The organism is Flagellimonas ochracea (assembly GCF_009903685.1).
Taxonomy (GTDB): domain Bacteria; phylum Bacteroidota; class Bacteroidia; order Flavobacteriales; family Flavobacteriaceae; genus Flagellimonas; species Flagellimonas ochracea.
The window spans coordinates 71,955-83,823 of record NZ_JAAABI010000007.1; the positions used below are offsets into that span (position 1 = coordinate 71,955).

Consider the following 11,869-nt stretch of genomic DNA (forward strand, 5'->3'; position numbering starts at 1 on the left):
AAATACTAAAAACGTCATGAAAAAATTAATTTTAGCCATAGTCATTTTTATGGGTGTTGCAGCGTGTAAAACGAACCCCTTTACCGGTAAAAGCACGTTGAATTTTTATCCAAACAGCCAAATTTTTCCTATGGCCTTTGCCCAATATGATCAGTTTCTGAACGAGAATAATGTGGTAACAGGCACTTCCGAAGCACAGATGATAACCCGTGTGGGCCAACGCATTTCCTCGGCAGCTGAAAGATGGTTAAATGCGAACGGATACCCGGGATACCTGAAAGATTATAAATGGGAATATAATTTGGTTAAAGATGAAACAGTGAATGCTTGGTGCATGCCTGGTGGTAAAATTGTTTTCTACACGGGAATTTTGCCCATTACACAAAATGAAACTGGAGTAGCAGTGGTTATGGGACATGAAGTTGCCCATGCCTTGGCAGATCATGGAGCCCAGCGTATGAGTGCGGGGATGTTACAGCAAATTGGCGCCGTTGCTGGTAATGTAGCAATTCAAGATCCAGAAAAAAGAAACATGTTCAATCAAGCCTATGGTTTGGGTTCCACTGTGGGGGTAATGCTCCCGTTCAGCAGAAGCCATGAGACCGAAGCGGACCGTATTGGATTACAGATTATGGCCATTGCAGGCTATAATCCTGATGAAGCAGCAGACCTTTGGCGAAGAATGAAAGCAAAAGCAGGAGGTCAGGCCCCTCCTGAGTTTTTAAGCACACACCCTTCCAACGATACCAGAATCAACAATCTGACAGCTTGGGCACCTGCAGCAAAGCAGGAAGCGGCCAAGTACGGGGTTACCTCATTCAAATAGTTTGAAAAGTATAACACAGAAATGTCATTTTGGGCATCTGAAGAGACCGCTTGTTACTATAAGCACTCTTTCATGAGACCAGAACGACATTTTTTTAAGCCTATCTATGACAAAAGTGCTGGCCATAAAAGGAAGTAAAAAATTATTGAATGCTTGGGCATTTTACGATTGGGCCAATTCCGTTTACAGTCTGGTAATTTCCTCCGCTATTTTCCCCATATTTTATGGGGCTCTTTTTCGTGTGGCCGGAATTGAAAAAGTAGTCATTTTTGGCGGCGAGATAGCCAGGGCACCATTAATAAGCTATGTAACATCCTTAGCTTTTGTGTTCATTGCACTGGTCACTCCATTGGTGTCCGGCATTGCCGACTATATGGGCAATAAAAAAGTTTTCCTCAAGTTTTTTTGCTATTTGGGTGCACTTTCCTGTATCGGACTTTATTGGTTTTCACTGGAGAATATATATTTGGGATTGACCTGTTACTTTTTTGGATTGGTTGGATTCTGGGTCAGTTTTGCCATCAACAACTCGTATTTACCAGATATAGCCTATCCCGAGCAGCAAGATGGTATAAGTGCCAAGGGCTTTTCTTTAGGATATGTAGGAAGTGTTATTTTGTTGGTTTTTAACCTGGCCATGGTGATGCAGCCTGCCGTTTTTGGAATTACGGACAGTGGTGGTGAGGTCGCCGAAATTAAGGCGATGAAATACTCATTTATTTCAGTAGGGGTATGGTGGATATTGTTTAGCCAGTACACTTTTGCACATCTTCCCAAGGGGAACAAAAGGCAAGGTGAGCCCACCAATATTGTCCTCAATGGATTTAAAGAATTACAAGGTGTATGGAGGCAACTGGGAACGGAAACCCGATTGAAGCGTTTTTTGGGAGCCTTTTTTGTCTACAGTATGGCTGTACAGACCATCATGTTGATTGCTACGTATTTTGGGGAAGAGGAAATCAGTTGGGGGTCGGACAGCGAGCGGACTACAGGACTTATCATTAGTATTTTGGTAATACAAATTGTTGCCATTTTGGGTGCAACAGTCACTGCAAGAGCTTCAAGAATTTTTGGCAACATAAGGAGTTTGATAGTAATAAACATGATTTGGGTTTTGTTGTGCATTTACGCCTATTTTCTTATTACCCCAATGGATTTTTACATAGCTGCCGGGTTGGTAGGTATTGTTATGGGTGGTATTCAGGCGCTTTCACGATCTACTTATTCCAAGTTTTTGCCTGAAACAACAGATACGGCGTCCTTCTTTAGTTTTTATGATGTGGCCGAAAAAATAGGAATCATCATTGGAACTTTTTTGTATGGCGCAGTGGCCCAAATAACAGGAAGTATGAGAAACAGCACTATTTTTTTGGGGCTCTTCTTTTTGGTGGGATTATTTTTGTTAACCCGTGTGAACAAGGAGAATAAATGACCCCCAAAATAAAAGGCCTTGAAAATTCAAGACCTTTGTTTGATTGTGTTTTTGATTGGTGATAAACTCCTGATTTATCCTTTTGTGATGTCCCCAGAACCTGAGGCTTTGGTATTTATTTTTGTTGGATTTCCCCGGTAAACGATATCTCCTGACCCGGATACCCTTGCATTTAGGGATTGATTTGCAGTGACCTTTACATCGGCTGACCCCGATATTTGAACATCAACATGTTCAGCCTCCAATTCAAAGGCCTTTACATCTCCTGAACCAGATACTTGTACATCAAGGTTGGAGGTTTTTCCCGATAGGGCAATGTCTCCAGACCCCGAGAGAGATGCACTCACTTCTTCAGCTTCTACATCAATATCAATATCTCCAGACCCTGCAATACTTACACTGAAGTCATCTGATTTTAAAGTTGTCTTGCCCACAATATCCCCAGAACCAGAGAGGGCCAAGGAGTTGATTTCTTCCACCGGAACGATTATCAATATGGAGTTGCCCCAACTGGATGGACGAAGATTAACACCTTTTTCCTTTTTAATGTGCAGTTTTCCATCCTTCACCTCAGTTTTGATATACTCTAATAAATTGGATTCACCCTTTAGGGTAATCTCCCCTTCACGGCCTTCTACTAGCTCTACATCGAACCATCCGGCCAAACCAATGGCTTCATAATCACCCACCGAGCGTTCTATGGTGACCACGTTCCCGTTTCCTTTTATTCTTTTGCCCCATTGTGCATTTGCTATTACTGTTAGGGACAATGCCAATCCTAGTGTGATGATTTTTTTCATGATTGTGTTTTAGAATAGTTTTTTGATTTGATTTTTAGTTTTGATTAAAGGTTATTCCACCATAGTCGCTGGTAATGCTGACCATGTTCCCTGAATTTTCACTTCCATAGTAACCCTTATAGTATCTTTCATTTGATTTTTCCTTGCTTACATTTATTTCAAAAGCATCTTTTCCGCTAACTCCTGCATAATCTGTTGAGATTTCAAAATCAAAATGGTACTGTGGGTTATACCCGATTTTGATTCCCGTATAGTCACTTTTAATGGTAATATCACCAGCATCTTGTGCCATTTCCTCAATTTTTAAGGACCCATAATCCGAGGTAATGTTTACATTGCCATGAATAGTTCCCAGCTTTACCCCGATGTAATCGCCGACACCATCGGCATTGTGCAATTCATGAACCTCGAGAGAGCCATAGTCGCTTGAATATTCCAAATCTTCCATCTTATTGATAACCGCGTTGGTATAGTCCGCTTTTATCGCCAGATTTCCTGCTTTTTCAATAGTAAAACCCGAATAGTCGGCTATTATTTCTGCACTATTTACAAAACCAAAGCTCGATCTTGATGTATAGTCAAAACGGAGTTCATTATTTCTGCCACGTAGCTCACCAATATCAATTTTCCCGTAATCACAATTGATTTTGGCATGACCATCAATGCGGTCTAGATAGATGTTACCGTAATCGTTATTAAGGTTTATATTATTTTTTACGGGTAGTTTTATGGTATAATTCACCTGTACACTTACCCTTTTTCTGCCTCCCCACCAGCCCCAGCGGTTGTTTCTGTCTCCAAAAATAGTTCTTGCAAAGACCAAATTGGGATTGTGTTCGAAATCAACATCGATTTCATTCAGTCTTTCCTGGACCTTTTCCTCGTTGTTGCCGTTGGTTTTGATGTGCACCTCTAACACCACTCTGTCTTCATTCCAAGAAGTGATGTTCAGGTTTCCGTAGCTGTTCTTTACTTTAAAAAGCGCGTTTGAATTTACCTTGAACTCCTTTTTAATTGTTTTTTCCTTGGTATATCTACCTTTCCATTTGTCCATGTTCGCAGATAGGAACAATGGAATCAGCATGAATGTCCAGAGGCTGCTCTTATATAGTAATGTTTTCATCATCGTAAGAATTAAAGTTTTTAATGTTTTCAATATTGCCCAACACTTCTTTGAGCAGATCTATTCTTATTTGGAAATTATTGATCATGGCATTGAGAATAATTTTGCTGTCGCCACCATTTACAAGGTCTTGCTCCAATTTTTTATAGTCCTCTTCCAGATGTTCCAATTGCATCAGTGTGTCGTCCACCAATTGTGCGGTCTGGGGTGTTTTTTCATCCTTTAAAAGCTGCACTTGCTCTTCTATCAAACTTGCGAAGTAAAACTCGGTATCGGATACCTCGGGCGCTATTTTTACCACCTGTTGCTTGATATTGGGTTCGATATTGAACACCTGTAGGCCCAATATGGCAATAAGTGCTAAGGATGCTGCTATGGACAACGATTTCCACCAAGTATTTTTTCTACTACGTAGCGGAATGGCCCCTTTATGTTTCTGCAGTTTTTCCATAAACCGCTCGCTGTGTCCTGTCACCGGTTCTTCAAAATCAATCTGCCCTTGCAGACGTTCAAAAAGTTGTTCAATATTGTCCTTTTCCATATTCATCATCAAGCATTTACGGTCAATTTTTTCCTTAAGCTTTGTTTCGCTCTCGAAATTGTAGTTCTACAATTAGCATAGCTAATGTTCATTATTTCACTTATTTCTTCGTAGTCGTACCCTTCTATTAAATGTAAGGTCAAAGAAACTCTGTAATTATCCTTCAAACTTTTCATGGTTTCCATCACTTTTTGAGCCTTCAGTTCCGTAAAACCACTGTTATTGGGCGTAACCGCTTCATTATCTTCGACCTTGTACATTATCTCGTTCAAATCCACTGCTCTGTTCTTTTGTTGTTTTTTGTAGTGATGGATGCTATTGTTGATTACGATTCGCTTTAACCAGGCCCCGAAGGCTACCTCCCTTTTAAATGTGTGCAACTTTGTGAAAGCGTTCAAAAAGGATTCCTGCATTACGTCTTCCGCTTCTGCTGGGTTTTTTACGATTCTATAGGCAACATTGTACATAGCTTTGTAATAGCGGTTATAAACTTCCATTTGCGCACTTTGCTTTCCTTCGCGACATAAGTCGAGCAACGTATCAATATGTTCATTTTGGTGGCTCAAAAAATGAATGGTTTGTCTTATAGAGGTATGAATTTATCAATTGTTACACTTATTTGTAAAAAAATAAATTTTAATGGCATGGGAATTGCCATCTATGTGTAGTAAATGAGCTTTGAATCTAGTAATTCTGTTGATTTTCAGAAGATTGTTTAGGTTCGAAAGACTAACAACAGAAGTGAAATTTTGTCCTTTATGACAAAATGACCGAAAAGATGATATGGGAGAAATGAAAATTTCAAATTTTGACAATATAGAATTACAAGGGCTGGACCAAGATGCAGAACTGATACCGTTGCTGACTCCTGAGGATGAGGAACAGATGAACCAGGAAGATCTTCCAGAAGTGCTTCCCATTTTACCCCTGCGGAATACGGTACTTTTTCCTGGCGTTGTAATTCCGATTACAGCTGGTCGAGATAAGTCCATAAACCTCATTAAAGATGCCAATAATGGCTCCAAGACCATTGGTGTGGTGGCCCAAAAGGACGAAGAAACTGAAAACCCCGGGGTTGAGGATATTAACACCATGGGTACAGTGGCCAGAATCTTACGGGTATTACAAATGCCCGACGGAAATACCACAGTGATAATTCAGGGAAAAAAACGCTTTCAAATAGAGAGCATCCTAACAGAAAAACCCTATTTGACCGCAAAGGTTGCAGAGGCGGAAGAGGTACGTCCTGAAACCAACAACAAGGAATTTGAGGCCATAATCGATTCCATAAAGGAGTTGGCCTTTAAAATTATAAAGGACAACCCAAACATTCCCAGTGAGGCCACTTTTGCTATCAAGAATATCCAGAGCAACTCGTTCTTGATAAACTTCGTTTCTTCAAACCTAAATCTGAATGTAGCTGAAAAACAAAAGCTGCTGGAAATTCCAAATTTGCAGGAACGGGCACTTACCACTTTGAAATATATGAATATGGAGCTTCAAAAATTGGAGCTACGAAACGATATTCAGTCCAAGGTGCGGAGTGATATGGATCAGCAACAGCGCGAATATTTCCTGCATCAACAGATGAAGACCATCCAAGAAGAGTTGGGCGGAATGTCGTACGAGCAAGAGGTAGATGAAATGCGGGGCAAGGCAAAAGACAAAAAGTGGTCCAAAAAAGTTGAAGAGCACTTTGAACGCGAGCTTGGGAAAATGCAGCGAATGAATCCCCAAGTTGCCGAATATTCCATTCAGCGCAACTATCTGGATTTGATTTTGGACCTGCCATGGAATGAGTATTCAGTGGACAAGTTCGACCTTAAACGTGCCCAACAAATATTGGATAGAGATCATTACGGTCTAGAAGATGTTAAGCGGAGAATTATTGAATATTTGGCCGTTTTGAAGCTAAGGAACGACATGAAGTCGCCAATACTTTGTTTATATGGACCTCCAGGGGTGGGTAAAACTTCCTTGGGGAAATCCGTTGCCGAAGCCTTGGGTAGGGAATATGTTCGCATGTCGTTAGGTGGCCTCCGTGATGAAGCCGAGATTAGGGGACACCGAAAAACCTATATCGGGGCAATGCCAGGTCGAATAATACAAAGTATAAAAAAGGCGGGGACATCCAACCCGGTTTTTATTTTGGATGAGATTGATAAACTTTCCAGCAGTCATCAAGGGGACCCCTCTTCTGCCATGTTGGAGGTTTTGGACCCTGAACAGAACAATGATTTTCATGACAACTTCTTGGAAATGGGGTACGACCTTTCCAAAGTCATGTTTATTGCCACTGCGAATAGTCTGTCCACCATTCAACCTGCATTGCGGGATCGAATGGAGATCATCAATGTTACCGGATATACCATTGAGGAAAAAGTGGAGATTGCCAAGCGACATTTGTTGCCAAAGCAATTGAAGGAACATGGTCTTTCAACCAAGGATTTGAAAATTGGCAAACGACAATTGGAAAAAATAGTGGAAGGGTATACTCGTGAATCAGGGGTAAGGGGATTGGATAAACAGTTGGCCAAAATGGTACGCTATGCTGCCAAGTCCATTGCCATTGAAGAGAAGTATAATATTAAGGTCGCTAATGAAGATGTAGAAAAAATACTGGGTCCAGCACGCTTGGAACGTGATAAATATGAGAACAACGAAGTGGCCGGAGTGGTGACAGGACTGGCATGGACAAGTGTTGGAGGGGATATACTTTTTATTGAATCAATACTGTCCAAAGGAAAAGGAAACCTGAACATTACAGGAAACCTGGGCAAGGTAATGAAGGAATCTGCAACCATTGCCATGGAATATATCAAATCCAATGCAGAGACATTTGGTATAGATGCCGATGTGTTTGAGAAATACAATGTACATATCCACGTTCCGGAAGGAGCCACTCCGAAAGATGGTCCAAGCGCGGGTATTACCATGCTGACCTCGCTGGTGTCGCTGTTCACACAGAAGAAAGTAAAGAAAAGTTTAGCAATGACCGGAGAGATCACCTTGCGTGGCAAAGTGTTGCCTGTAGGCGGTATCAAAGAGAAAATACTGGCTGCAAAAAGGGCCAGGATAAAAGAAATAATCCTTTGTGAAGACAACAGAAGGGATATTGAGGAAATTAAGGAAGAATACCTAAAAGGACTTACTTTCCATTATGTGACCGATATGAGCGAAGTGGTGGATATCGCCATAACAGATCGAAGGGTTAAAAATGCCAAGGAGCTGTAATACAAATTGATGAATAGTTACTCCTTTTCTCCCTATTTTTAACCAATGGGAAAGATAACAATAGCCATAGATGGGTATTCCTCCACCGGAAAAAGCACAATAGCCAAACAGTTGGCGACTGCATTGGGCTATGTATATGTGGATACGGGGGCCATGTACCGTGCAGTCACCCATTATGCAATAGATCAAGGCTTTACTGACCACAATGTTGATGCCCCAGCTTTGATAGCCCATTTACCCAAAATCAATCTCGAGTTCGTACCCAATCCGACCACCGGCCGTTCAGATATGTATTTGAATGGCAAAAATGTGGAAAAGGAAATCAGGACCATGAAGGTTTCCAGGCAGGTAAGCAAGGTTGCCGCAATAACGGAGGTCCGCGAAAAGTTGGTGCAAATGCAACAGCAAATGGGAAAGGACAAAGGTGTGGTCATGGATGGGAGGGATATTGGCACGGTGGTCTTCCCAGATGCGGAATTAAAACTGTTTATGACGGCTTCCGCTGAAACAAGGGCGGCCAGACGTTACAAAGAATTGTTGGGAAGAGGGGAACAGGTTACCTATGAAGAAGTGCTAAAAAATGTAAGGGAACGGGACCGGATAGATTCCACCCGTGAGGTTTCACCACTACGAAAAGCAGTAGATGCCATTGAACTGGACAACAGCGATATGGGATTACAAGAGCAGTATAATAGAGTACATGGATATGCACTCCGGTTAATCCAAAAACAAAAATAAAAGGCGTCCATGAGACGCCTTTTTAATTTAAGAAATTTGTCTGTTATAGATTTGGAATAACCAAAACCTGGTCGGGATGGATCAAATCCGGGTTTTTAAGGATGTTCGTGTTGGCTTCAAAAATTTTATTGTACTTCATAGCATCGCCATAATAGTGTTTGGCAATTTTGCTTAGGGATTCTCCACTTTTAACAGTATGTCTGTGGTATACCGAATCATCTTCAACACCAATGTTCGCCTTAATGTCAGATGGGCTTTCACCACCAATTTCCTTGATTTTGTCCCATATCAAGTTTTTCTCGTACTGGGTACCTGCGGTCCCCTTTATTTTTAGTACGCCACCTTCCTCACTTACATCCCCATCTTTGATGCTTAATTTTTCACCTAAATCCAAAACAGGTTGATATTTTGCTTTTACACTCATACTCGTATTTTTTAGTTAATAATTAGAATTTTCAATATAGGTATTATCAACATATTTTGCCATTAAATTTCGGTTATACTTTCACATTCTCCAAAGCTATGCTCCTTAAGCTTTGCGAAACAAGAATTTAGTTGTATTTTTGCACTCCTTTTTGACAAAAAACAAGAGGAAAAAGGAATTTGTAAAAAGTATTTAAAAACCCTTTCGCGGTAATTGTTTAACTCTTGTAAAACGCGGAATACAAATTAAAAATCAGCGCATGGCTGAAGAAAAGACAAATGTTGATGCAGTGGAAACTGTTGAAACAGCACAAGAAGTAAAAGAAGAAACCCAGACCCAAAAGGACCCGAAAGAATTTTTGGAAAACTTTGATTGGGAAAAGTACGAAGAAGGAATTGAGCGCGTTGACGATAAAAAGCTCAAGGAATTTGAAGCACTTGTAGAGGAAAATTTCGTGGATACTGCCGACGAGGAAGTAGTTGAAGGAACGGTAGTTCACATGACAGACCGTGAGGCAATCATTGATATCAATGCAAAGTCCGAAGGTGTTATTTCCTTGAACGAGTTCCGGTACAATCCTGATCTTAAAGTAGGGGACAAGGTCGAGGTACTTATCGATATTCGTGAGGACAAAACAGGGCAACTAGTATTATCCCACAGAAAGGCAAGGACCATCAAAGCATGGGATAGGGTAAATGATGCTCATGACAAAGAGGAAATTGTAACTGGTTTTGTTAAATGTAGAACCAAAGGTGGTATGATTGTGGACGTATTTGGTATCGAAGCATTCTTACCTGGTTCACAAATTGATGTAAAACCAATCCGTGACTATGATCAATATGTAGGCAAGACCATGGAATTCAAAGTGGTTAAGATCAACCATGAATTTAAGAACGTGGTTGTATCACACAAGGCATTGATTGAAGCGGACATCGAAGAACAGAAGAAGGAGATCATTGGTCAATTGGAAAAAGGCCAGGTATTGGAAGGTGTGGTCAAGAACATCACTTCGTACGGTGTGTTCATCGACCTTGGAGGTGTAGACGGACTTATTCACATTACCGATCTTTCTTGGAGTAGGATCAATCACCCCAACGAGGTTGTGGAATTGGATCAAAAGCTGAATGTGGTCATCCTTGATTTTGATGATAACAAATCCAGAATCCAACTAGGCCTTAAACAATTGGAGAAGCATCCATGGGATGCGCTTGGGGATGAGATTAAAATAGGCGACAAGGTAAAAGGTAAGGTAGTCGTTATTGCTGATTACGGTGCCTTTATCGAAGTAGCCGAAGGCGTTGAAGGTTTGATCCATGTTTCGGAAATGTCTTGGTCAACCCACCTGCGTTCTGCACAAGATTTTGTAAAAGTTGGTGATGAAGTAGAAGCCGTTGTATTGACTTTGGATAGAGAAGATCGCAAAATGTCATTGGGCATCAAGCAATTGACCCCTGACCCATGGACCGATATTACTTCCAAATACCCCGTCGGTTCAAGACATAAAGGTATTGTAAGAAACTTTACCAACTTTGGTGTGTTTGTTGAAATGGAAGAGGGAATTGATGGATTGATTTATATCTCTGACCTTTCTTGGACCAAGAAAATTAAGCACCCGTCTGAGTTTGTCAATGTAGGTGATACCTTGGAGGTTGAAGTATTGGAATTGGATGTTGAGGGCCGAAAGTTGAGCTTGGGCCATAAGCAGACCACAGAGAACCCATGGGACAAATATTCCAAGGAGTTTGCTGAAGGAACGGTTCACAAAGCAGCAATTGCTGAGGTAGTGGACAAAGGAGCCACTATTAACTTCAACGAAGATATTGTTGGTTTTGTACCTTCTCGACATATGGAAAAAGAAGACGGTAAAAAGCTTGTAAAAGGTGAAGAGGCCGAATTCAAGATCATTGAATTCAATAAGGATTTTAAGCGTGTTGTGGCCAGCCATACCGCTATCTTTAGGGAGCAAGAGAATCGCAATGTGAAAGCAGCCAAGAAAAGAGCGGTATCTTCAGACGAAGCGGCGCCGACCCTTGGTGATGCCAACTCACAGTTGCAGGCCTTGAAGGACAAAATGGAAGCAGATTCAAAGAAGAAGTAATCACGTTACCATACAGAATTAAAGCCCTGCCATTTTAGGCGGGGCTTTTTTTGCCCAATACATTCTAAAGAATTGATTACTTTTGTTTACAACTGAGTCGGTCGCAACGCAAATGAGTCAAAAAGTACTGCTTACTTCAAAGGAAATCCACATTATATTGCACCGTTTGGCCTGTCAACTCCTAGAAAACCACTTGGATTTTAGCAATACTGCTTTAATTGGAATCCAGCCGCGAGGAGTTTTTCTTGCAGAAAGACTGGCAAAAATCCTCAAAGAGGAATACAAGATAAAACACATTGCTTTGGGATTTTTGGATATCACATTTTTTCGGGACGACTTTGGACGCTTGGATAGGACTTTGACGGCAAATACTACCGAAATGAACTTCCTCGTTGAAGATAAGAAGGTGGTATTCATTGATGATGTGCTTTATACAGGTCGGAGTATTCGGGCAGCGTTGACCGCTATCCAATCCTTTGGTAGGCCGGCAGGTATCGAATTACTCACCTTGATTGATAGAAGATTCAGCAGACATTTGCCCATTCAGCCCAATTATAGAGGTAGGCAGGTGGATGCCATAAATGAAGAAAAAGTAAAGGTGATGTGGAAAGAGAATGATGGAAAGGATATTGTGTATTTAGTTAGCAAATAAT

The 11,869-nt window shown here is 41.1% G+C and carries 11 protein-coding genes; 6 read left to right on the forward strand and 5 right to left on the reverse strand.

Annotated features, from left to right (window positions below; genetic code table 11):
- The first annotated feature begins 16 nt into the window (after window positions 1-16).
- Both GTQ34_RS14970 and GTQ34_RS14975 read left to right on the forward strand, forming a co-directional pair.
- Window positions 17-826, forward strand: coding sequence for a M48 family metallopeptidase (locus GTQ34_RS14970; protein ID WP_166524619.1), 810 nt, complete (start codon window positions 17-19; stop codon window positions 824-826).
- A gap of 106 nt (window positions 827-932) precedes the next feature.
- A complete protein-coding gene (locus tag GTQ34_RS14975) occupies window positions 933-2,258 on the forward strand; it encodes an MFS transporter (protein ID WP_166524620.1) in 1,326 nt (441 codons plus the stop codon).
- Window positions 2,259-2,332: 74 nt separating this feature from the next.
- Here GTQ34_RS14975 and GTQ34_RS14980 read toward each other — a convergent pair whose 3' ends face one another.
- From GTQ34_RS14980 to GTQ34_RS14995, 4 genes are read right to left on the reverse strand one after another with little or no spacing between them, the layout of a single operon-like run.
- Complete coding sequence (locus GTQ34_RS14980) at window positions 2,333-3,058, reverse strand: head GIN domain-containing protein (protein ID WP_166524621.1); 726 nt, start codon at window positions 3,056-3,058, stop codon at window positions 2,333-2,335.
- A 34-nt stretch (window positions 3,059-3,092) separates the two neighbouring features.
- Window positions 3,093-4,181, reverse strand: a complete 1,089-nt coding sequence (locus tag GTQ34_RS14985; protein WP_166524622.1) for a DUF4097 family beta strand repeat-containing protein — start codon at window positions 4,179-4,181, stop codon at window positions 3,093-3,095.
- Window positions 4,162-4,722 carry a hypothetical protein gene (locus tag GTQ34_RS14990; RefSeq protein WP_166524623.1) on the reverse strand — a complete coding sequence of 187 codons (561 nt, stop codon included), beginning with the start codon at window positions 4,720-4,722 and terminating at the stop codon, window positions 4,162-4,164. Before GTQ34_RS14990 ends, GTQ34_RS14985 begins: the two co-directional genes overlap by 20 nt.
- A gap of 8 nt (window positions 4,723-4,730) precedes the next feature.
- Entirely contained in the window at window positions 4,731-5,288 is a 558-nt protein-coding gene (locus GTQ34_RS14995) for an RNA polymerase sigma factor (protein ID WP_166524624.1), read from the reverse strand.
- Between the two features lie 217 nt (window positions 5,289-5,505).
- On the opposite strand from GTQ34_RS14995, the gene lon reads away from it, so the two are divergent.
- Complete coding sequence (gene lon / locus GTQ34_RS15000; protein WP_166524625.1) at window positions 5,506-7,956, forward strand: endopeptidase La; 2,451 nt, start codon at window positions 5,506-5,508, stop codon at window positions 7,954-7,956.
- Window positions 7,957-8,001: 45 nt separating this feature from the next.
- Window positions 8,002-8,694 (forward strand): (d)CMP kinase, encoded by a 693-nt coding sequence (gene cmk, locus GTQ34_RS15005; RefSeq protein ID WP_166524626.1) that lies wholly within the window; start codon window positions 8,002-8,004, stop codon window positions 8,692-8,694.
- Between the two features lie 43 nt (window positions 8,695-8,737).
- Here the strand turns inward: cmk and GTQ34_RS15010 are convergent, their stop codons facing one another.
- A complete protein-coding gene (locus GTQ34_RS15010) occupies window positions 8,738-9,118 on the reverse strand; it encodes a LysM peptidoglycan-binding domain-containing protein (RefSeq protein ID WP_166524627.1) in 381 nt (126 codons plus the stop codon).
- A 259-nt stretch (window positions 9,119-9,377) separates the two neighbouring features.
- Here GTQ34_RS15010 and rpsA point away from each other — a divergent pair, with 259 nt between their 5' ends.
- Window positions 9,378-11,216, forward strand: coding sequence for a 30S ribosomal protein S1 (rpsA, locus tag GTQ34_RS15015; RefSeq protein WP_166524628.1), 1,839 nt, complete (start codon window positions 9,378-9,380; stop codon window positions 11,214-11,216).
- A 112-nt stretch (window positions 11,217-11,328) separates the two neighbouring features.
- The gene (gene pyrR / locus GTQ34_RS15020; protein WP_166524629.1) at window positions 11,329-11,868 is read left to right on the forward strand and encodes a bifunctional pyr operon transcriptional regulator/uracil phosphoribosyltransferase PyrR; all 540 of its coding nucleotides are present in this window, start codon (window positions 11,329-11,331) and stop codon (window positions 11,866-11,868) included.
- Window position 11,869 lies beyond the last annotated feature (1 nt).